This is a genomic window from Candidatus Dechloromonas phosphoritropha (assembly GCA_016722705.1).
GTDB lineage: Bacteria > Pseudomonadota > Gammaproteobacteria > Burkholderiales > Rhodocyclaceae > Azonexus > Azonexus phosphoritrophus.
Genome location: JADKGN010000004.1, coordinates 631,976 through 653,366 on the forward strand (window position 1 = coordinate 631,976; position 21,391 = coordinate 653,366).

General features: G+C 61.0%; 25 protein-coding genes. 8 read left to right on the top strand and 17 right to left on the bottom strand.

Features of this window, described 5'->3' with window-relative positions; genetic code table 11:
- Positions 1-384 precede the first annotated feature (384 nt).
- Both IPP03_08625 and tsaE read right to left on the bottom strand, forming a co-directional pair.
- Complete coding sequence (locus IPP03_08625) at positions 385-1,722, bottom strand: N-acetylmuramoyl-L-alanine amidase (protein MBL0352709.1); 1,338 nt, start codon at positions 1,720-1,722, stop codon at positions 385-387.
- Complete coding sequence (gene tsaE / locus IPP03_08630; GenBank protein MBL0352710.1) at positions 1,656-2,171, bottom strand: tRNA (adenosine(37)-N6)-threonylcarbamoyltransferase complex ATPase subunit type 1 TsaE; 516 nt, start codon at positions 2,169-2,171, stop codon at positions 1,656-1,658. The genes IPP03_08625 and tsaE overlap by 67 nt, the downstream gene beginning before the upstream one ends.
- Here tsaE and queG point away from each other — a divergent pair.
- Entirely contained in the window at positions 2,166-3,257 is a 1,092-nt protein-coding gene (gene queG / locus IPP03_08635) for a tRNA epoxyqueuosine(34) reductase QueG (protein MBL0352711.1), read from the top strand. The two genes, tsaE and queG, sit on opposite strands and share 6 nt — an antisense overlap.
- A gap of 110 nt (positions 3,258-3,367) precedes the next feature.
- On the opposite strand, the gene IPP03_08640 is transcribed toward queG, so the two are convergent.
- The 5 genes from IPP03_08640 to IPP03_08660 are packed head-to-tail and all read right to left on the bottom strand — an operon-like array spanning position 3,368 to position 5,986.
- Positions 3,368-3,631 (bottom strand): hypothetical protein, encoded by a 264-nt coding sequence (locus IPP03_08640; GenBank protein ID MBL0352712.1) that lies wholly within the window; start codon positions 3,629-3,631, stop codon positions 3,368-3,370.
- Positions 3,632-3,662: 31 nt separating this feature from the next.
- Positions 3,663-4,580, bottom strand: coding sequence for a sulfurtransferase (locus IPP03_08645; protein MBL0352713.1), 918 nt, complete (start codon positions 4,578-4,580; stop codon positions 3,663-3,665).
- Positions 4,577-4,927, bottom strand: coding sequence for an STAS/SEC14 domain-containing protein (locus IPP03_08650; GenBank protein ID MBL0352714.1), 351 nt, complete (start codon positions 4,925-4,927; stop codon positions 4,577-4,579). Before IPP03_08650 ends, IPP03_08645 begins: the two co-directional genes overlap by 4 nt.
- 30 nt (positions 4,928-4,957) lie before the next feature.
- Positions 4,958-5,809, bottom strand: coding sequence for a DMT family transporter (locus IPP03_08655; GenBank protein ID MBL0352715.1), 852 nt, complete (start codon positions 5,807-5,809; stop codon positions 4,958-4,960).
- Positions 5,810-5,845: 36 nt separating this feature from the next.
- A complete protein-coding gene (locus IPP03_08660; GenBank protein MBL0352716.1) occupies positions 5,846-5,986 on the bottom strand; it encodes a hypothetical protein in 141 nt (46 codons plus the stop codon).
- A gap of 189 nt (positions 5,987-6,175) precedes the next feature.
- Between IPP03_08660 and IPP03_08665 the strand changes: the two genes are divergently transcribed.
- Genes IPP03_08665 through IPP03_08680 form a run of 4 tightly spaced genes read left to right on the top strand, consistent with a single transcriptional unit; the run spans position 6,176 to position 9,988 of the window.
- Entirely contained in the window at positions 6,176-6,415 is a 240-nt protein-coding gene (locus IPP03_08665) for an exodeoxyribonuclease VII small subunit (protein ID MBL0352717.1), read from the top strand.
- A gap of 23 nt (positions 6,416-6,438) precedes the next feature.
- Positions 6,439-7,305, top strand: coding sequence for a polyprenyl synthetase family protein (locus tag IPP03_08670; protein MBL0352718.1), 867 nt, complete (start codon positions 6,439-6,441; stop codon positions 7,303-7,305).
- A gap of 8 nt (positions 7,306-7,313) precedes the next feature.
- Entirely contained in the window at positions 7,314-9,170 is a 1,857-nt protein-coding gene (dxs, locus tag IPP03_08675; protein ID MBL0352719.1) for a 1-deoxy-D-xylulose-5-phosphate synthase, read from the top strand.
- Between the two features lie 17 nt (positions 9,171-9,187).
- A complete protein-coding gene (locus IPP03_08680) occupies positions 9,188-9,988 on the top strand; it encodes a GTP cyclohydrolase I FolE2 (protein ID MBL0352720.1) in 801 nt (266 codons plus the stop codon).
- A 105-nt stretch (positions 9,989-10,093) separates the two neighbouring features.
- On the opposite strand, the gene rplS is transcribed toward IPP03_08680, so the two are convergent.
- The 4 genes from rplS to rpsP are packed head-to-tail and all read right to left on the bottom strand — an operon-like array spanning position 10,094 to position 12,036.
- The gene (rplS, locus tag IPP03_08685; GenBank protein MBL0352721.1) at positions 10,094-10,471 is read right to left on the bottom strand and encodes a 50S ribosomal protein L19; all 378 of its coding nucleotides are present in this window, start codon (positions 10,469-10,471) and stop codon (positions 10,094-10,096) included.
- 26 nt (positions 10,472-10,497) lie between these two features.
- Positions 10,498-11,259: a tRNA (guanosine(37)-N1)-methyltransferase TrmD gene (gene trmD, locus IPP03_08690; protein MBL0352722.1), complete on the bottom strand. Its 762-nt coding sequence runs from the start codon at positions 11,257-11,259 to the stop codon at positions 10,498-10,500.
- Positions 11,259-11,756 (bottom strand): ribosome maturation factor RimM, encoded by a 498-nt coding sequence (gene rimM, locus IPP03_08695; protein ID MBL0352723.1) that lies wholly within the window; start codon positions 11,754-11,756, stop codon positions 11,259-11,261. Before rimM ends, trmD begins: the two co-directional genes overlap by 1 nt.
- 25 nt (positions 11,757-11,781) lie before the next feature.
- Entirely contained in the window at positions 11,782-12,036 is a 255-nt protein-coding gene (gene rpsP / locus IPP03_08700) for a 30S ribosomal protein S16 (protein ID MBL0352724.1), read from the bottom strand.
- A 187-nt stretch (positions 12,037-12,223) separates the two neighbouring features.
- Here rpsP and IPP03_08705 point away from each other — a divergent pair, with 187 nt between their 5' ends.
- Positions 12,224-13,753 carry a hypothetical protein gene (locus IPP03_08705; GenBank protein MBL0352725.1) on the top strand — a complete coding sequence of 510 codons (1,530 nt, stop codon included), beginning with the start codon at positions 12,224-12,226 and terminating at the stop codon, positions 13,751-13,753.
- On the opposite strand, the gene IPP03_08710 is transcribed toward IPP03_08705, so the two are convergent.
- On the bottom strand, positions 13,698-14,558 hold the full coding sequence (locus IPP03_08710) for a YihY family inner membrane protein (GenBank protein MBL0352726.1): 861 nt from the start codon (positions 14,556-14,558) through the stop codon (positions 13,698-13,700). The two genes, IPP03_08705 and IPP03_08710, sit on opposite strands and share 56 nt — an antisense overlap.
- Before the next feature lie 21 nt (positions 14,559-14,579).
- Here IPP03_08710 and wrbA point away from each other — a divergent pair, with 21 nt between their 5' ends.
- Positions 14,580-15,176 (top strand): NAD(P)H:quinone oxidoreductase, encoded by a 597-nt coding sequence (wrbA, locus tag IPP03_08715; GenBank protein ID MBL0352727.1) that lies wholly within the window; start codon positions 14,580-14,582, stop codon positions 15,174-15,176.
- Positions 15,173-15,541 (top strand): DUF2069 domain-containing protein, encoded by a 369-nt coding sequence (locus IPP03_08720; GenBank protein MBL0352728.1) that lies wholly within the window; start codon positions 15,173-15,175, stop codon positions 15,539-15,541. Before wrbA ends, IPP03_08720 begins: the two co-directional genes overlap by 4 nt.
- A 24-nt stretch (positions 15,542-15,565) precedes the next feature.
- Here the strand turns inward: IPP03_08720 and IPP03_08725 are convergent, their stop codons facing one another.
- From IPP03_08725 to ilvB, 5 genes are all read right to left on the bottom strand, one after another.
- Positions 15,566-17,107 (bottom strand): 2-isopropylmalate synthase, encoded by a 1,542-nt coding sequence (locus IPP03_08725; GenBank protein MBL0352729.1) that lies wholly within the window; start codon positions 17,105-17,107, stop codon positions 15,566-15,568.
- 16 nt (positions 17,108-17,123) lie between these two features.
- Positions 17,124-17,876 (bottom strand): CDP-diacylglycerol--serine O-phosphatidyltransferase, encoded by a 753-nt coding sequence (pssA, locus tag IPP03_08730; GenBank protein ID MBL0352730.1) that lies wholly within the window; start codon positions 17,874-17,876, stop codon positions 17,124-17,126.
- Between the two features lie 155 nt (positions 17,877-18,031).
- Complete coding sequence (gene ilvC, locus IPP03_08735; GenBank protein ID MBL0352731.1) at positions 18,032-19,048, bottom strand: ketol-acid reductoisomerase; 1,017 nt, start codon at positions 19,046-19,048, stop codon at positions 18,032-18,034.
- 23 nt (positions 19,049-19,071) lie between these two features.
- Entirely contained in the window at positions 19,072-19,563 is a 492-nt protein-coding gene (ilvN, locus tag IPP03_08740) for an acetolactate synthase small subunit (protein ID MBL0352732.1), read from the bottom strand.
- A gap of 19 nt (positions 19,564-19,582) precedes the next feature.
- A complete protein-coding gene (ilvB, locus tag IPP03_08745; GenBank protein ID MBL0352733.1) occupies positions 19,583-21,283 on the bottom strand; it encodes a biosynthetic-type acetolactate synthase large subunit in 1,701 nt (566 codons plus the stop codon).
- Positions 21,284-21,391: the final 108 nt, after the last annotated feature.

Consider the following 21,391-nt stretch of genomic DNA (forward strand, 5'->3'; position numbering starts at 1 on the left):
GCCTGATGCCGAATTTTCGACTTCACTTGAACGGCCTCGCCGCTGCCAATACACGTCGCCCACAAACTGTTGCAATCCGTTACTTGAAGCAACGGCGCAAGGCCGCTATCTTGAAGCCATGCGCTGAAGTAATTCAGCCTAGGCGGCCTACCCCCTCTCCCTTCCCGAAACCTGGCCGCCTTGAAAGCCCCTTGCCCCCTCAAGGGGCTTTCGCCTTTTTGCAACGCGGAAGAGCGTAAACCCAAACTAATTGTTGCGCCGCAGCAATCCCATGTGTATAGTGAACTCGTCTCCTCCTCCAGTCCTCTGGATGGATTTAAGCCCGCCTCGTGCGGGCTTCTTTTTTCCGGAAGTTGCCAGCGACAGCGATATTTCGGTCGCTCGTCAGGCGATACTGGCGAGTTTGGCCTTCGGGCCAGGCGGATGCTTGATGAAGTACTGTTTTACGCCACGGACGATGGCATCGGCCAGCTTGTTCTGATATGCATCGTCATTCAGGCGGCGCTCCTCGTCGGGATTGGAGATGAAGGCCGTCTCGATCAAGGCCGAAGGAATATCCGGTGCCTTGAGGACCGCGAAGCCGGCCTGCTCGACGCTAGTCTTGTGCAGCGTATTGACCGAACCGAGTTCCCCGAGCAGGTATTTGCCGAGCTTGAGGCTGTCGTTGATCGTCGCCGTCTGCGACAGATCGAGCAGCGTGCGGGCCAGGAACAGATCCTTGGCGCTGAGATTGACGCCACCGACCAAGTCGGCATCATTCTCGCGCTGGGCGAGCATGCGGGCCTGCGTGCTCGACGCCCCGCGCTCGGACAAAACGAATACCGACGACCCGCGGGCATCGGGCTTGACCCAGGCATCGGCATGGATCGACAGGAAGAGGTCGGATTGCAACCGGCGCGCCTTCTGGACGCGCATCTGCAGGGGCACGAAGAAATCCGAGTCGCGCGTCAGCACGGCGCGCATGTTCGGCTCGGCATCAAGACGCGCCTTGAGACGCTTGGCGACGGCCAGCGTGACGGTTTTCTCGTAAGTTCCACCGCTCCCGACTGCGCCCGGGTCTTCGCCGCCGTGCCCGGGATCAAGTGTGATGATGACCATCCGGTCGACAATCGACTTACCTGACTTGCGGGTCGTCTGGATTTCTGGGGCTTCGGGCGCCGGTGTGGTCTCGACCTTCCGGGTCGGCGCCTCACGAGCCTTGGACTCGGTATCGAGTTGCAACGGTTCGACGGCATCCTTGCGCCCCTCGACCAGCGACATCAGCGGATCGACAGGTGTCACCGGGTACACGTCAAGAACCAGTCGATAACCGTATTCGCCGACCGGCTTGACTTCGAAAATCTGCGGCGTAACCTTGGCCTTTAGTTCCATGACCAGACGCACGACATCCGGCTTGTAGCGCCCGGCCCGCAACAGCTTGATGTACGGATCGTCGGTGGCCACCTTGCGCGAGATACTGTCGAGCACACTGTTGAGCTCGACGCCCTCGATATCGACGACCAGCCGGTCGGGATTCTCGACCGTGAAATGCGTGAATTTCAACGGCGCGTTGTGCTCGAGCGTGACGCGCGTGTAATCGGCGGCCGGCCAGATACGCACCGACAGAACTGACGCCTGCTTCGCCGCGGCGCCAGCCAGCGACGATACGGAAAGGATCAGCGAGGCTCCGGCATAGCGCAGAAGCTGCCGTCGCCCGCGGCTGTGTTGATGGCCCTTATGCATTGCTGCCCTTCCAGTGACTGTGCGACGGCTTCGAGGACGCGTCCGGAATCCGCATGCCCGAGACGCAGCCGCAGGTCGGGCGCTGGCACGCAGCCTCGAGCCCGCTCCGGCCATTCGACCAAGCACACTGTGTTGTCGTTGAAATATTCGTCAAAGCCCGCATCGAGAAACTCCTCTGGTAACTCGAAACGATAGAAATCAAAGTGATATAAGTATAAGCTCGAAATCACGTAAACTTCAACCAGAGAATACGTCGGACTTTTCACCGGCCCCTGATATCCGAGCGCCCGGATCAATGCGCGAACCAGCGTCGTTTTCCCGACGCCAAGGTCACCTTCGAGAAAAATGACCATTCCTGGCCGCACCGCTGGCGCCAGCAATTGGCCCAGTAGCTGCGTTGCTGCCTCGTCTGGCAAGGAAAAAACAGCGTTAACATCGGGGCTATGCACGATCAGAACTCCATGCTGGAAGATGCGGCGTTAAAGGAAGCTATCCGTCAGGCCGGCAAGGAACTGGGTTTCGCTGCGCTTGGCTTCGCGAGGGCCAATGCCACAGGCGCTGCGGAGCACCTGCGCGACTGGCTGGCCGCCGGCTGTCACGGCGAGATGGATTATATGGCGCGTCATGCCGAATTGCGCGCTGCCCCCCAACTGCTCCATGCCGGCACGGTGACCGTGATCTCTGCCGCGGTCGACTACCTGCCCCACGGCAAAATCGCCGATGAGCCCGGACAGGCGGCAATTTCACGCTATGCGCAGGGCCGCGACTACCACAAGGTCGTGCGCCACCGGCTGCGACGGCTGGCCGATGCCATCGACGCGCTGGCTGGGCCGTTCGGCCATCGAGTCTTTTCGGATTCGGCGCCGGTCATGGAAGTGCATTTTGCGCAGCAGGCGGGTCTCGGCTGGCGCGGCAAGCATACGCTGCTGCTGTCGCAGCAAGGCTCCTGGCGCTTTCTCGGCGAGATCTACTGCGACCTGCCGTTGGCCCCCGACGCGCCAGTTGAGGAACACTGCGGCACGTGCACCGCCTGCATCGACACCTGCCCGACACGAGCAATCACCGCGCCCTATCGTGTCGACGCACGGCGCTGCATTTCCTACCTGACCATCGAACTGGCCGGCAGCATTCCCGAGGAATTCCGGCCGCTGATCGGCAACCGCATCTACGGCTGCGACGACTGCCAGATCTGTTGCCCGTGGAACCGCTTCGCGCAGTCCGGCGACCCCGAATTCGCGCCACGCCACGGGCTTGACGAAGCCCGCCTGGCCGCACTTTTTTCCTGGACGGAGACGGAATTCAACGAACGCCTCGCCGGCAACCCGATCCGCCGCATCGGCCATGAACGCTGGTTGCGCAATATCGCCGTAGCGCTGGGCAATGCCGGCGATTCAGCCGAAACCCGTTCGGCGTTGGCCAGCCGCGCCGACCACCGCTCCCCAATCGTACGCGAACACGTCGCCTGGGCGCTGGCACGATCAACGTCTATCCGACCGGAGGCAGTGCCGGCCTTGTCGAGCGCCAGACCACGTTGATCGTCGTCACAACTTCCTGACAGCTTGGTAGGCGGCTATCTTGGATCTCGCCGACCAAGTTGCAACAATGCAACAATCTGTCCATGCCGACCCTGCTGCCGAGGCAGCCTTCAGGAAGAGCCGGAGTGATGCTCGAGATAGTGCTTCAGAACGCTCTTGAGAAGCACGGCATGCCCGGTATTGCCGGTGTCCTGCGCATGCTTGATGTCGTCTACGATCATCGCCTTGATCCGCTTTTCGCCGGCTTTCGTATGAACGAGATAGTTGCCCATCTCGAGGGCCACCATTTCCGGTATGTGCTCGTGCTCCGAGATGGCGAGAATTTCTTCCTCGGTCAGTTCGGACAGTTCAATGCAGTCTTGCAGTGTCAACATGGTTCGCCTTTCCTCACTTGGATTGCCTCGCCTAGTAGTCTATCGCAGGTTTCCGGGCGTTGCATTGACCTGCGACAATGTCTGTCGAGAAAGGCCCGCTTTCACCCATCCAATACGCAACCGGTCGCCCCGGATCGGCACACCATTCGCTCCATGAACCGGCATACAGACGCGAGCCGGGTAAACCGGCGATTTCCATGGCCAGCATGTTGTGGCAGGCCGAGACTCCGGAACCGCACTGATGAATGACCTGCTCCGGCGACGTGCCGGCGAGCACGGCAAGCCATTCGGCGCGCAAATCGGCGGCTGGTTTGCAGCGTCCGTCGGCCTGAAGATTGTCATGGAAAAAGCGGTTGACCGCGCCAGGGATGTGGCCGGCAACCGGATCGATGGTTTCGTTCTCGCCACTGTAACGGTCCGGACTGCGCGCATCGACCAGACACATGCCGGGCGCCTCAAGGCGCTCCAGCAAGTCGTCGGCGGTTACCGGCCCGACTCCCTTGTTCGCCTTGAACGCAACCGCGGCCACGCTCGCCGGCCGTGCCGTCATCGCCCCACCTGCCGACTGCCAGGCCTGCAACCCGCCATCGAGCAAAGCCACCCGTTCATGGCCCAGCCAACGCAGCAACACCCACAGGCGCCCGGCGATCATGCCCTGCGCGTCGTCATAGACGACAACCTGGGTCTGCGGCCCGATGCCAATCTCTCCCAGACGTGCTGTCAGACGATCGCGCTCGGGCCAGGGATGGCGACCATTGCTCCCGCTCAGCGGCCCCGAGAGGTCGCGGTCACAATGCAGAAAGATTGCCCCCGGAATATGGCTCTCGGCATACACGCGCTCACCGTAGCTGGCGTCGGACAACTGATGTCGTACGTCGATGACGCGCCAGCCCTTGTCGTCGACATGTGCCGCCAGCGTGGCGACATCGACCAGCGTAGTGAAGCTCATTGCCCGGAATCCAGCCAGGAATTGGCTTCGTCGGCATTGTCGAAGACCTCGACATCGGCACTGACGAAGGTCTGCGACAGCCACGCACTCCAGGTGACCCACTGACTGTCGGTGACCACCGCAACCCGCTTGAAGTCGTCGGGATGGGCCCGCGAGAACTTGATCTCCTCCCACGCGACATCGATGGTCAGGTCGGCCATCTGGCTGAGGTCGAAATAGAGGTCGACTGGCCCTTCGAACCTGACCTTGAAATTGACGACCTCCTCAAACTCCTTGTAGTCGGCCAGCGTGAATTCGCCGAAGACGGAAACGCTGACGCGCTGAGGTTTTTGGTCGACGACAATCATTGCAGATCTCCGAAGTTGTTTGTTGCCAGTTTAATCCTGTTCGCTGGGGCTGGCGCGGGAAAAATGCGTCGCCGCAATTCCCGAGAGGATGATCAGGGCGATGGCGAGCCAGGATGTAGCGTGCAGCACCTCACCCCAGAAGAGCACGCCCGCCAGGCTGGAAAATATCACCGTGCTGTAGGCCAGCGCCGCCGAAAGCAGCGTCTTGCCGCGCGTGTAGGCCCGCGTCATGGCCAGTTGGGCGAGCGTCGCGAAGATGGCGACGCCGAGCAGAATCAAGCCACTGCGCGGGTCGACCGCATGCAGGTCACTGAACAGCAGCCAGAGCGCGGCACAACACGAGGAAACGAGCGAAAAATAGAAAACCGTGCGCACCTCGGGTTCGCCGCGGGCGCCCAGTTCGCGCACGCTGAAATATGCCATGCCGGCGAGCACCCCGGAGCCGAGACCGATCAGGCCCGCGGTGAGTTGATCGGCATGCAGGCTCGGCTTGAGCAGCAGCGCCACCCCGGCGAGACCGACCAACAGCGCGCCGAGCATTCCGACGCGCAGGCGCATACCGGTCAGGGCCAGGTAGATGGCGAGGAAAATCGCCGACGTGTAATTGAGCGTCACCGCTGTCGCCAGCGGCAGCAGGGCAATCGCATGGAAATAGGCGAACAGCGCCGAGAACCCGACGAAACCACGGCTGATCTGCCAGCGCCATTCCGGTGTCGCCAGGCGCACCCCGCGCAGGCGCACCAGCCCGAACATGAGGAGCAGCGAGACGAAGCTGCGGTAAAAGGTGATCTCGACCGCCGAATGCGTCTCCGCGGCCAGCTTGACACAAACCCCCATGCTGGCAAAAAGAAGGCTGGCGACCAGCATCCAGAGGGATTGCATTCGTGGGCGACCCGAAAATGGAAAAGGCGGCGGATTTTACCGCAGCAACTCGTGCATTGCGGTAACAACCTCGACGCTGGTCTGCATCATCCCGCGGTTGATGTCAGCGACGTCCTGTTGTGGGAGCACTCGCACGTCCCGACATGGCCGAGCGCGGGTGCTTGAAGAACAGGGCATTTCAGCTTGCCTGCTTCGCCCAGTCCAGGTCAAGGGCTGGACTCCGCGGGAAATGCCTGACCCAGATCAGGTTGCCACGGCGGACATTCAATACCCGCAGCAGAGCCAGAAAGGCGATTCCGCTCCCCCCGGTTTGACCTTAAGCCCTCTCATGGAGTATTTTTGCGTGTTTCCCGGAACCCGGTTGCCATGGATCACCTCCCCATCACAGACATGAAATTCGAGGCTGCCCTCGCCGAGCTCGAAGCCATCGTCCACGGCATGGAAGACGGCAAGCTTGAGCTTGAAGCCTCGATTGCGGCCTATCGTCGTGGAATGGATCTGATGAAGTACTGCCAGGGCCAACTGGCCGACGCCGAGCAGCAAGTTCGCATCTTTGAAAATGGCCAACTCAAGGACGTCGACCCCGACAGTCTGGAGGATCGGTGAGTACCCTTGCCCTTACGGACTGGATGGCGGCCACGCAGGCCCGTGTCGAATTGGCGCTGAGCCATTTCCTCCCGGTTGCCGACGGAATCCCCGCCCGCCTCCACGACGCCATGCGCTATGCCACGCTCGGCGGCGGCAAGCGTATCCGCCCGCTGCTCGTCTGCGCGGCCGGCGAACTGACCGGCGCCACCCCGGACAAGCTCGACCGCATTGCCTGCGCCGTCGAGCTGATCCATGCCTATTCGCTGGTGCATGACGACCTCCCGTGCATGGACAACGACGTGCTGCGGCGCGGCCGCCCGACCTGTCACGTCGAGTTCGACGAGGCAACCGCCCTGCTCGTCGGCGACAGCCTGCAAACCCTGGCCTTCGAGATACTCGCCAACGAGCCCGATACCAAGCCGGCGCGCCAGCTCGAAATGGTCGCCCTGCTCGCCCGCGCCAGCGGCTCGCGCGGCATGGCCGGCGGCCAGGCCATCGACCTGGCGGCGGTTGGCCTAGAACTTGATCAGCCGCAACTGGAACTGATGCACGCGCTCAAGACCGGCGCCTTGATCCGTGCTGCCGTTCTGCTCGGCGCCCTGGGCGGGCGGGCACTTGCCGTCGACGAACGCGGCAACCTTGAGCGCTTCGCCAAGCGCATCGGCCTCATGTTCCAGGTGGTTGACGACATTCTCGACTGCACGGCGAGCACCGCCACGCTGGGCAAGACTGCCGGCAAGGATAAGGCCGCCGAGAAGCCGACCTATGTCAGGCTGCTCGGCCTCGAAAACGCCCGCGCTTACGCGGAAGAACTGCGCGGCGATGCCATCGGGGCCCTGTCCATCTTCGGCCAGCGCGCCCGCCGCCTGACCCAACTGGCAGATTTCATCTGCCACCGGCAATTCTGAGTCCTGAAATGAGCGCACTCTCCCTACTTGAAACCATCAACAGCCCGGCCGACCTACGCCGCCTGGAGCGCAAGCAGCTGCAGCAACTGGCGACCGAACTGCGCGCCTTCCTGATCGACTCGGTATCACAGACCGGCGGCCATCTTTCTTCCAACCTGGGTACCGTCGAACTTACCATCGCCCTGCACTTCGTCTTCAAGACACCAGAAGACAGGCTCGTCTGGGACGTCGGCCACCAGTGCTATGCGCACAAGATCCTGACCGGGCGACGCCAGGGTATGGGCGCACTGCGCATGCAGGGCGGCGTTTCCGGATTCCCCAAGCGCAGCGAGAGCCGCTATGACACTTTTGGTGTCGGTCACTCGTCGACTTCCATCTCGGCCGCCCTCGGCATGGCACTGGCCGCCAAGCACAAGGGCGAGACCCGCAAGGCCATCGCCATCATCGGTGACGGAGCGATGTCAGCCGGGATTGCGTTTGAGGCGCTCAACAATGCCGGTGTCGCCGATGCCGACATGCTGGTCATCCTAAATGACAACGAGATGTCGATCTCGCCACCGGTCGGCGCGCTGAACAACATCCTGACCCGCCTGATGTCGGGAACGACCTTCAACGCCGCCCGCGAGGGCGCCCGCCACATGCTCGAACTAGCGCCGCCACTGCTCGAACTGGTCCGGCGCGCCGAGGAGCACGTCAAGGGCATGATCGCGCCCGGCACGCTTTTCGAGGAATTCGGATTTCACTACTACGGCCCGATCGATGGCCATGACCTCGATGTGCTGATCCCGACGCTGGAAAACCTGCGCAAGCTGAAAGGGCCGAAGTTCCTTCACGTCATCACCAAGAAAGGCCAAGGCTACAGGCTGGCCGAGGCCGACCCTATTCTTTACCACGGTGTTGCCAAATTCGCGCCTGAAGAAGGAATCAAGCCCCCCACGGGTCCGGGCAAGCTGACCTATACCCAGGTTTTCGGCGACTGGCTGTGCGACATGGCCAGGGCCGATTCGCGCCTCGTCGGCATTACCCCGGCCATGCGCGAAGGGTCCGGGCTGTTGCGTTTCTCCGGCGAATACCCCGATCGCTACTTCGATGTCGGCATCGCCGAGCAGCATGCGGTAACTTTCGCCGCCGGCCTGGCCTGCGAGGGGTTGAAACCGGTCGTCGCCATCTACTCGAGTTTCCTGCAGCGCGCCTATGACCAGTTGATCCACGACGTCGCGCTGCAGAATCTGCCGGTCGTTTTCGCGGTCGACCGCGGCGGTCTGGTCGGCGCCGACGGCCCGACGCACCACGGCACCTTCGACCTCTCCTTCGTCACCTGCATCCCCAACCTGGTCGTCATGACGCCGGCCGACGAAGCGGAATGCCGCGCAATGCTGTCCACCGCTTATGCACTAGATTGCCCGAGCATGGTCCGCTACCCGCGCGGTGGTGGCACCGGCACGGTTCCGTCTGAGAACCTCGACACGCTCCCACTCGGCAAGGGTGAAATTGTCCGTCACGGCAAGGGGGTTGCCCTGCTCGCCTTTGGCAGTCTGCTAGCGGCGGCGCGCACCGCCGGCGAGGAACTCGACGCCACGGTGGTAAACATGCGCTTCGTCAAGCCAATCGATGCCGGACTCATTGTGGAACTGGCGGGGAACCATTCACTGCTGGTCAGCATCGAAGAGAACACGGTGATCGGTGGCGCTGGCTCCGAGGTCGAACGCCTCCTCCGTGAACGTGGGCTTCAAGTACCCCTGATCAGGCTTGGTCTGCCCGACCGATTCATCGGCCATGGCGAGCAGAAACAGCTTCTTGCCGACCTCGGCCTCGACAAGGCAGGGATCGTTCGAGCGGTTCACGAGCGAAACCGGCCACGATAACCAATCGAAGAACAATGATGAGCATGCCCACCCCAAACATCCCGGATGTCCAGAGTTCGGCCGACACGCGCCAGATTGCGATCAACAAGGTCGGCATCAAGGCCATCCGCCACCCGGTCATGGTCCAGGACAAGTCAGCCGGCAGCCAGCACACGATCGCTGTCTTCAACATGTACGTCGGGCTGCCGCACAACTTCAAGGGCACCCACATGTCACGCTTCGTGGAGATTCTCAACAGCCACGAACGCGAGATTTCGGTCGAGAGCTTCCCGGTCATGCTGCGCGATATGGTCGCCAAGCTGGAAGCCGAAACCGGTCACATTGAGATGAACTTCCCCTACTTCATCAACAAGACCGCCCCGGTTTCCGGCGTTAACAGTCTGATGGATTACGACGTCACCTTCATCGGCGACATCTGCCACGGCGAGATCGCGACTTCGGTCAAGGTTGTCGTGCCGGTGACCAGCCTCTGCCCCTGCTCCAAGAAGATTTCCGAATATGGCGCGCATAACCAGCGCTCGCACGTCACCGTCACCGCCCGCACCAACGATTTCGTGTGGATCGAGGAACTCGTGCAACTGGTCGAGGCCGAAGCGTCCTGCGAACTGTTCGGCCTGCTCAAGCGCCCCGATGAGAAATTCGTCACCGAACGCGCCTATGACAACCCGAAATTTGTCGAAGACATGGTCCGCGACGTTGCCGCGAGACTCAACGGGGAAGGACGCATCGACGCCTACATCGTCGAGTCGGAGAATTTCGAGTCGATCCACAACCATTCAGCCTATGCGCTGATCGAGAAGGACAAGGCACTCGGCTAAGGAGCGCCTGCTGCGGTCGACACGCATTTCCGGCTAGAAACCGGAAGGAAGAAACGACAAACGGGGCGCCACAGCGCCCCGTTTGTCGTTTCTGCAGAAAACCGCTCAGGCCGCCGTCTTGGGGGCCTTGCGGACCAACTTTTCCTTGATGCGTGCCGACTTGCCGGAACGCTCACGCAGGTAGTAGAGCTTGGCGCGACGAACATCGCCGCGACGCTTGACTTCAATCGCCGCAACCAGCGGCGAGTGGGTCTGGAAGGTACGTTCGACGCCTTCGCCGGACGAAATCTTGCGGACGATGAAGGAAGAGTTCAGACCACGGTTACGCTTGGCGATGACGACACCTTCGTAGGCCTGGAGACGCTCGCGAGTCCCTTCCTTGACCTTGACCTGAACGACGACGGTGTCGCCCGGCGCGAATTCAGGAATGGTCTTGCCCAGTCGGGCGATTTCTTCTTGTTCCAGTTGTTGAATCAGGTTCATGTGAGATCCTTGAAAATTATGAACATCTACTCACCGCATAGCTCCTCTCCGACGATTTCCGTGAGGAGTTGCGCTTCTTCCGCGGTCAACCCGCGGTTCGCCAGCAAATCCGGCCGGCGCTTCCGGGTTCGCGCCAGCGACTGCTTCAGTCGCCAGCGACGAATTCTCTTGTGGTCGCCCGAAACCAATACTTCCGGGACTGCCCGACCTTCGTAAACTTCGGGCCGCGTGTAGTGCGGACAATCCAGCAGACCCGATACAAACGAATCCTCCACCGCCGAAGCGGCATCACCCAATACTCCCGGCAACTGGCGGACAACGGCATCGATCAAGACCATTGCCGGCAACTCGCCGCCGGAAACAACAAAATCCCCAATCGAAATTTCCTCATCGACGTAGTGCTCGATCAGACGCTCGTCGATTCCTTCGTAACGACCGCAAAGAAGGATCAGCCCCTCGTCACCCGTCGCCAGTCGCATCACTCTTTCATGGGTCAGCGGCGCACCCTGCGGCGACAGGCATATCACCCGATTGCTGCCCAGGCCCGCTTCACGCTGCCGCGCCTTCGCCGCCGCTATCGCTTTTTCAAGCGGTCCCGGCTGCATGACCATGCCCGGCCCGCCACCGAAGGGGCGATCATCGACCCGACCCCACGCATTCTCGGCAAAATCCCTCGGATTCCAGCCTTGCCAGTCCCAGCGCCGCTCTTCCAGCGCCCGGCGGGTAATGCCGCTCTGCGTCACTGCGGAAAACATCTCCGGGAAGATCGTAATGCAGTCGAACCGGATCACCAGTCGCTGTCCCACTCCACGCGGATCCGTTCCGCTTCCTTCTCCACCGCCAGCACCACCGCCGAGACAAACGGCAACAGGCGCTCGGCATCGTTGTCCGCAACCACGCGCAACACCGCGTTTGCCCCCGTTTCAATCAACCCCGCAACCTTGCCAAGTCGTTCGCCTGCGGTATTGATGACCTCAAGGCCGACCAGATCGACCCAGTAGTACTCGTCCTCCTCGGTCTTCGGCAACACAGCGCGCGGCGCCCCGACCAGAAGACCCTTCATCGTCTCGGCAGCCGTGCGGTCGGGAACGCCGTCAAGCAGGACCACCAGACCTTCACCGTGCGCCTTCAAGGACTTCAGTCCAAACTCGCGCCACGCCCCGCCTTCGGTACCGACCCACCAGACCGGCATTCCGCCCCAAGCCAGAGGATCGTCGGCAAAGGGGTATAACCTGAGCCAGCCCCGCATCCCGTAGGGGTCGGCCAGCCGCCCCAGAACGACGATATCGCCGCCAGTCAAAGCTGACTGCTTAAGCGGCCTGCTGGGCGGCGTGTTGCTTGACCAGGCGGGCGACGGTCGGCGACAGCCGGGCGCCGTTCTGCTGCCAGTAGGTCAGACGATCAACGGCGACGCGCAGACCTTCTGCGCTACCGGCGGCAACCGGATTGTAGAATCCGATGCGCTCGACGAAGCGCCCATCGCGGCGGCTGCGCGAATCGGCCACGACCATGTTGAAGAAGGGACGCTGTTTGGCGCCGCTGCGGGCAAGGCGGATGACAACCATGGAAACTCTTTCGTTGCTTTAAAAAGACCGAAGATTATATCGCCTAATCAAGGAAATACAAGATCCATAATGGCAATTCCGGGCCACTCCGCCCGAGATGGCGGGACGTGGCAACCGTTGGTAGTCCCGACATCGCAAAAATCGCCACGATTGGTTATTCTGAGCGCCGAAGATGTCGCACGACACCATGAATCGTTACCGTGGCTCCGCCAATGGCAGAAGCAAGGCCATCATGGAGTGGCTCGCCCTCGCAAACGGCAGAACCGGCGCGGACGATGCCGATCAGCTTCTCAGGCAGATAATACTGTTGCGCGAGGCGGCAATTCCTGCCGGACAGCGCACACGGCTTATCGACCTGCTTTTCGAGCAGGCCGAGAGGATCGTCATGGCCCAGTTACCATTGCTGCATGACGTCACGCTACCTGTTTCGCGCAAGGTCCGGCATCGCGCCGGCATCATCCAGGAATTTCTGGATGCGCTGATCCAAGAGTATTTCAGCACAATCTCCGAGTTGTTCGATTCGCTAGCCCCTGCGCCAGTGCGCCCCCCGCGGGAAACCTTGCGGCGTATCATGACCTGCGTAGCCTGGCACATCCGCATCAGTCACCTGGTTGCTTCGCCCAGCAGTGTTGGAATCTGGCAACAACTCCATGCGGCTTACCGCGCCTCGCGCCGGCTCGGCGTCGCCGAGATGCCGGGTCCGGACGGGGAACCCACGATCCAGAATTCCTATCTCCATGTCCTGCTGGCTGCAATTGCCCAGCCGGCGTCGTTCTGTCCGACCGAACTCGAATTCATTACCGAATACATCGCGTCGTGCATACGGCCCGTCGACATCCTTGAAAATCCACCGCGGGATCACAAAGGCATCTTCTGGGTAGCACTGGACAGGGATTTTCCAGCCCAAGCCATGACACGACGCCTGCCGCCCGGTGACACGTTCGCCCTCTATTTTGCGTGCGATATGGTCGCCCGCGATACCCGCGAGCAACTTGCCGCCTTGGCCAAAGGGGCGCCAGCTTCCAGCCTGGGTCTCCCGGATTTCGCGGATACCCCGGCCGGCCGTGGGGTTTTGCGCCGCCTCGGTCTGCTCTGGGGCAGACCAGCAAGGCGCCGGTTCCAGCGCCGGCACCGGTCATACCGGGTTAGTCTCTGCGCCGGGCTGGAACAACTCTGGCAATTGATCCGGGACCCGGAGACGGATGGCCAGATCAGCGAATGGATGGTGACCAACGAAAGTCCCGACGGCTACTCGCTGATGCACATGTCGGGCAAGACATCGCATCTGCGGGTTGGCGACATTGTCGCCGTTCGACCCACCGGCGAACATGTCACCGAGCCGATTCACAACTGGCATGTGGGCATCGTGCGCTGGGCGATCTCCGAGAATCCGGAGCATATCGAACTCGGGATACAACAACTTGCCTCAGGCGCCATTGCCGCACAGATCATCAGGCCAGTCGAACTCCAGGCAGGCAGGCTCTCGGCACTCATCCTCCCTGAAATGCTTCCGTTGCGTACCGGGCAGACCCTGGTGGCCCCGACGGGGCAACTGAAAGAACAGGAAGTTCGGCTGATCGTCTTGGTCGAGCAGGGCAATATCGAGATTCGCGAGGTCCGCCCGACGGTTCTGACCGAGCAGACCTCGAGTATCGACGTCTTCAGCGTCGAGCCGGATGAGTCGGACGAATCTGGCGAACAGGGCGAGAATTCGTAGCGGCGATCAGGCCCCCGAAGAGAACGACCGCCCAGCTCAGGTGCAGCCAGGCCAGGAAGACCGGGAACGCAGCGAAGGCGCCGTAAACGCTCTTCAGGATTGCGGAACTTGCCAGGTACCATTCAAAAAGCTTCTGCATGATGGCGAAGGCCAGTGAGGCGAAAAGACCGCCGAGCAATGCGCTGCGCCACGACACCGGAGCATTCGGCACCGCGTGGTACAAGAACGAAAAGAACATGCCAAGGACTGTCACCGATATTGCTTTGAGAGAGGCACGACGCGCCCACTCCACATCCTCGATGAAACCGAGTGAAGTGGTCACTGCAAACGAGATGGCGGCGGCCACCGCGGCCAGAACGAATGGCCACACCACTATCGCCAACATATAGAGCTTGAGACGGGCGAGGAAGGGCCGCGGCTTGACCTGCCAGACGTGATTGAACGCGCGTTCGATGGTGTGCATCAGGATGAAGGCGGTGATGCTCAGGAAAGCGATGCCGGCTACGGTCAACTGCTGCGCACGGTGCGAGAAGCGGGAAATGCTGCCGGAAATGGTGCTCGCCGCCCCGCTCGGCAGCAATGAGCCCTGAATCAGCACTTCGAGCCTGGTCAGTAGCAGATTAAGGTAGGGTATGGCATCGGCCACCGACAAGATGAGCGTGACCAGCGGCACCAGCGCCATCAGCGTCGTGAGTGCCAGGGCGGAACTGGTCTGCATCATGTTCTCGGTGCGAAAGCGGCGGAAGATCGTCCACGGTACGCCTGGCTTGGGCGCCGACCGGCGATATCGGGAGTGGGTCTGCATGGGGCCGTATAATAGTCGACCATGGATGACATCCTCGTACTCTATTACAGCCACCGCGGGTCGGTGCGCGCCCTCGCCGAGCGGATAGCGCGCGGGGTCGAATCAGTTCCCGGCGTCCAGGCGCGGTTGCGCACGGTACCCCGGTTGTCGACCGTCTGCGAAGTGGCGGAAGCCGCCGTTCCGGACTCCGGCGCACCCTACGTCGAGGCGGCCGATCTTGAAGAATGCGTCGGCCTGGCGCTTGGCAGCCCGGTGCGCTTCGGCAACATGGCGGCACCGATGAAGTATTTCTGGGATGGGACTATCGCCGCCTGGCAGAACGGCACGCTGGTCGGTAAACCGGCCTGCGTGTTTACTTCCAGCAGCAGCCAGCACGGCGGCAACGAATCGACCCTGTTGTCGATGACGCTGCCACTGCTCCACCACGGGATGCTGCTCATGGGCCTGCCGTTCACCGAGCCGGATGTCAGCCATACCCAACAAGGCGGGACACCCTATGGCGCCAGCCATGTCGCCGGCACCGGTGGCAACCCGCTGCTTTCCGACGCCGAAAGCCGGCTCGCATTCGCCCAAGGCAAGCGGCTGGCAAATATTGCCCTGAAACTGTGTCGACCGTGACAGCAGGACGCTATCAGTTCATAGCCAGCGCCAGCCTGATCGCCCTGATTTTCCTCTGCCTCGGATGGGAACTCTGGTGGGCGCCGCTAAAGCCGGGCGGCTCCTGGCTGACCCTCAAGGCGGTGCTCCTGCTGGCGCCGCTGTTCGGCATCCTTCGTGGCAAGCGCTACACGTATAAATGGATGTCGCTACTCATCCAGTTCTACTTGCTCGAAGGGCTGGTACGCGCCACCAGCGACAGCGGGCTTTCACAAAAACTGGCAATAGCCGAAACACTTCTGGCGACGATCGTGTTCGTTACGACGATTCTCTACGTCCGCGTCACACGCCCTCTTCAAGCGAAAAAAGTCGCCCGGACAGGCTGAGAAGCCCGGTCGCGGAAGGGTCGATCAGACGTCGCCCTGAGCACGCACCCGGTCGAGACTGTAGTGCAGTTTGTTCAAGGCATTCAGGTAGGACCGCGCCGAGGCAATGACTATGTCGGTATCCGCGCCATTGCCATTGACGATCCGGCCAGCCTTGGCCAGACGGGTCGTCACTTCGCCCTGGGCGTCCGTTCCTGTGGTAATGGCATTGACTGAGTAGAGAAGAAGCTCCGCACCACTCCCGGCGATGCTTTCGATCGCCTTGAACGTGGCATCGACCGGACCGCCACCACCAGCCTCGCCCTTGCGTTCGACGCCACCGACACTCAGGATCACCTTGGCATGCGGCATCTCGCCGGTCTCGGAACATACATGCGAATAAATCAGCTTGTACTGTTCGTGTTCCGGCGCCACTAGTCCATCCGAAACCAGTGCATGCAGGTCTTCGTCGAAAATCTCGTGCTTGCGATCGGCCAGTTCCTTGAAGCGCGCAAAGGCGGCATTCAGCGCTTCGTCGCTTTCCAGATCGATACCGAGTTCCTGCAGGCGGGCCTTGAAGGCGTTACGCCCCGAATGCTTGCCGAGAACGAGTTTGTTCTGGGCCCAGCCGACGTCCTCGGCGCGCATGATCTCGTAGGTTTCCCGATGCTTGAGCACGCCATCCTGATGAATACCGGCTTCGTGAGCGAAGGCGTTGGCGCCGACGACCGCCTTGTTCGGCTGGACGGGATAACCGGTGATCTGCGATACCAGCCTCGAGGCGGGGACGATCTGCGTCGTGTCGATCCGCGTCTCCACCGGGAAGACGTCGCCGCGCGTGCGCACGGCCATCACCACCTCTTCCAGCGAGGCATTGCCGGCCCGTTCGCCGAGGCCGTTAATCGTGCACTCGACCTGGCGGGCACCGGCCAGGACGGCGGCCAGCGAATTGGAAACCGCCAGCCCGAGATCATTATGACAATGCACCGACCAGATCACCCGGTCCGAATTGGGCACGCGCTCGATCAACTGGCGCATGGTTTCAGCGTACTGGAACGGAATGTTGTAACCCACGGTGTCCGGAACATTGATCGTGGTCGCGCCGGCCTTGATCACTTCCTCGAAAATTCGGCACAAAAAGTCGAGTTCCGAGCGGCCGGCATCCTCGGCGGAAAACTCGATATCGTCGGTGTACTCGCGAGCCCAGCCGATGGCCCTGATCGCCTGTTCGACGACCTGATCCGGGCTCATGCGCAACTTCTTTTCCATATGGATCGGCGAAGTGGCAATAAAAGTATGGACACGTCCCGATTTTGCCGGCTTGATCGCCTCACCTGCCCGGCGGATGTCGCTCTCGCTCGCCCGCGCCAGCGAGCAGACGGTCGACTCCTTGATCGCGCGCGCGATCGCCTGAATAGCCTCGAAATCGCCGGGTGAAGCGGCTGCAAACCCGGCCTCGATCACGTCGACCCGCATTTTTTCGAGCTGGCGGGCAACCCGGAGCTTCTCTTCCTTGGTCATCGAGGCGCCCGGACTCTGTTCGCCATCGCGCAGGGTCGTGTCGAAAATAACCAGATGATGCTTCATTTTGCGCTCCGAAACGTCAAACGCTTCTGCGTTTGAAAATGCCGACCACGGCCAGCACGTAACCAGACAAACCGTAAAGGACAAAAAATCCGAACAGGGCGATCTCCGGGCTGTAGGCCACCAGCGCGAAGCCCAGCGCAATGCCGGCGATCACGAAAAACGGCACGCTCTTCTTGAGATTGACGTCCTTGAAACTGTAATAGCGAATATTGGAAATCATCGTCAGGCCGGCAAAGACCGTCAGCAAACAAGCGAACCAGCGCACATCGCTGCCCGAGAAGCCGGTTTCGATCATCACCCAGACCAGACCGGCCACCAGCGCCGCCGCGGCAGGCGACGGCAGACCCTGGAAATAACGCTTGTCGGTGACTTCCAGCGTCGTATTGAAGCGCGCCAGGCGCAAGGCTGCGCCGGCGCAGTAAATGAAGGCGGCGATCCAGCCCAGTCGGCCAAGATCGCGCAAGGCCCATTCATAGATTACCAGCGCCGGCGCCGCGCCGAAGCTGACCATGTCTGACAGCGAGTCGTACTCGGCACCGAAGGCTGACTGCGTATGCGTCAGGCGCGCCACGCGTCCGTCGAGGCCGTCGAGTACCATGGCGATGAAAATGGCCATCGCCGCCCGCTCGAAGTCTCCCTGCATCGCCTGGACGATCGCGAAGAAGCCCGCGAACAGCGCTGCCGTGGTGAACAGGTTGGGCAACACGTAGATACCACGGCGCTTGAGTTCCGGATTGAACAGGGTTTTACGGGGCTTCAGTTCGGTCATGGGTCACTACAGAATCGGCAACAGGAAGAGGATACACCGTGCTCCGCCCAAATCCGCAAACAACAAGGGCGGTGCAGACTTCCACACCGCCCATGCCAGGACGAGGCCAGCACAAGCGCGAGTGACGGCGTCTCTCGAGCCTGCGGCTACCTGGATCAGTTCCTGGACTGGTCGACGAGCTTGTTCTTCTTGATCCAGGGCATCATGTCGCGTAGCTTCTCGCCCACCGTCTCTATCGGATGAGCAGCGGTCAGGCGTCGGCGAGCGGTCATGGCCGGATAATTGGTGCGGCCTTCAAGGATGAACATCTTGGCGTAGTCGCCTTGCTGGATGCGCTTAAGGGCAGTACGCATGGCCGCACGGGACTGCTCGTTGATGACCTCGGGACCGGTAACGTACTCGCCATACTCCGCGTTGTTGGAGATCGAGTAGTTCATGTTGGCGATGCCGCCCTCGTACATCAGGTCAACAATCAGCTTCAACTCGTGCAGGCACTCGAAGTAGGCCATCTCCGGCGCATAGCCAGCTTCAACCAGCGTCTCGAAGCCCATCTTGACCAACTCGACAGCACCGCCGCAGAGCACTGCCTGTTCGCCGAAGAGGTCAGTCTCGGTTTCTTCGCGGAAGTTGGTCTCGATAACGCCACCTTTGGTGCCGCCGTTGGCGGCGGCGTACGACAGGGCGATGTCCCTGGCCTTGCCGGTCCGGTCCTGATGGACGGCGATCAGCGACGGCACGCCACCCCCCTTCAGGTATTCGGAACGCACGGTATGGCCCGGTCCCTTCGGGGCAACCATAATCACATCGACGTCGTCGCGCGGAGTGACCTGGTTGTAATGGACGTTGAAACCGTGTGCGAAGGCCAGTGCCGCGCCCTTCTTCAGGTTGGGTGCGACCTCCTCGGTGTACACATGCGGAATGTTCTCATCCGGCAAGAGCATCATGACGACATCGGCCGCCTTGACGGCTTTCGCGATTTCTTCGACCTTGAGGCCGGCGGCTTCTGCCTTCTTCCACGAAGCGCCACCCTTGCGCAGGCCGACCGTGACCTTGACGCCCGAATCATTCAGGTTCTGCGCGTGGGCATGGCCCTGGGAGCCGTAACCGACGATGGTGACCTTCTTGCCCTTGATCAGCGAAAGGTCAGCGTCCTTGTCGTAATAAACTTTCATGAAATCCTCTTGATGTGCGATGGTCAGACTTTGAGAATACGATCGCCGCGGCCGATGCCGCAGACTCCGGTACGAACCGTTTCGAGGATCAGGCCGGTATCGAGAGCGGCGATGAACGAGTCGAGTTTGGAACTGGATCCGGTCAATTCGACAACGTAGGTTGTTTCCGTGACATCGATGATGCGGCCACGAAAGATGTCGGCCATGCGCTTCATCTCCTCGCGATCCTTGCCGGTGGCGCGGACCTTGATCAGCATCAGCTCGCGCTCGACGTGGGCTGCTTCGGAAAGGTCGACCACCTTGACCACGTCAATCAGCTTGTTGAGCTGCTTGGTGATCTGTTCGAGCACGTCGTCCGAACCCCGGGTCAGGATGGTCATCCGGGACAGCGAGGGGTCTTCCGTCGGCGCAACGGTCAACGATTCGATGTTGTAGCCGCGGGCCGAGAATAGCCCGGCCACGCGTGAGAGTGCACCCGATTCGTTTTCGATCAGGATGGAAATGATGTGTCGCATATTCTCTTCCCTCCCCCGCCTACAGTTCTTCAGCGAGGATCATTTCGGTCAGGCCCTTGCCAGCCGCAATCATCGGGAAGACGTTGGCCACCGGGTCGATAATGAAATCCATGAACACCAGGTCATCCTTGTGCTCGGTGAAGGCCTTGCGCAAGGCCGGTTCGACGTCTTCCGGCTTCTCGATCTTCATGCCAACGTGACCATAGGCCTCGGCCAGCTTGACGAAATCGGGAAGCGAAGTCACATAGGATTCCGAATAGCGCTTCGAGTAGAACATTTCCTGCCATTGACGGACCATGCCCAGCATGCCGTTGTTCAGGTTGATGATCTTGATCGGAAAGCCGTACTGCTTGCAGGTCGACAATTCCTGGATGCACATCTGGATCGAACCTTCGCCAGTGACACAAGCCACTTGAGCACCCGGATTGGCCATCAGCACACCCATGCCATAAGGCAGGCCGACCCCCATGGTGCCCAGACCGCCGGAATTGATCCAGCGACGCGGCTGATCGAAATGGTAGTACTGGGCGGCAAACATCTGGTGCTGACCCACGTCAGAAGTGACGAAGGCATTACCACCGGTTACCTCGTAGAGCTTTTCCATCACGTACTGCGGCATGATCATCTGGTCCTGCTTGTAGCGCAGGCTGTCGCGACCGCGCCACTCAGCGATCTGCTTCCACCAGTTGGCAAGTTCCGGATTGGCCTTGAACCCGGCGGCGGCCAGCTTGATCATTTCCCCGAGCACATCCGCCACATTGCCGACGATGGGCACGTCGACCTTGACGCGCTTGGATATCGACGACGGGTCGATGTCGATGTGGATCACACGTCGCTTTTCCTCGCCGAAATGCTCCAGATTGCCGATGACGCGGTCGTCGAAGCGCGCGCCGACCGCGAGGATCACATCGGCGTAGTGCATCGCGTTGTTGGCTTCATAGGTACCATGCATACCGAGCATGCCCACGAACTGCGGATCGGTGGCCGGATAGCCGCCAAGCCCCATCAGCGTATTGGTCACCGGGAAATTCAGCCGGCGCGCAAGTTCCGTCAGTTGCCGCGCCGCGTCCGAGAGGATGACGCCACCCCCCGTATAGATGATCGGACGCCTCGCCTCCTGAAGGATCTGCACTGCCTTCTTGATCTGCCCAAGGTGCCCCTTGACCACCGGGTTGTAAGAGCGCATGTGGATAGACTTGGGATACTCGAAATCGCACACCTGTGCGGTGATGTCCTTCGGAATATCGACGACAACAGGACCGGGACGGCCCGTAGCCGCGATGTGAAAGGCCTTCCTTAGCGTCAGCGCCAGATCCTTGACATCCTTGACCAGGAAATTGTGCTTGACGCACGGCCGGGTGATGCCGACCGTATCGCACTCCTGGAAGGCATCCTGGCCGATGTAGGCCGTCGGCACCTGACCGGTGATGACGACCACGGGAATCGAATCCATGTAGGCGGTGGCGATGCCCGTAACGGTATTGGTCACGCCGGGACCTGAAGTCACGAGTGCGACACCGACCTTCCGCGAGGAGCGCGAGTAAGCGTCGGCGGCATGGATGGCAGCCTGTTCGTGGCGGACCAGGACGTGTTTCACCTGATCCTGTTTGAAGAGTGCATCGTATATGTGCAAAACGGACCCGCCTGGGTAACCGAATACACAGTCGACCTTTTCTTCCTGCAAACACCTGATTACAATTTCCGCACCGCTGATCATCATTCTTGAGCCCAATAAAGCTGTTGCCTGAAAAACGTGTAACCTTAAAGCAGTGACCCTGTTCGGTCAAGGCGTTACAGCATGACCACAGGCTCCCCAAGGCCTTTCCAC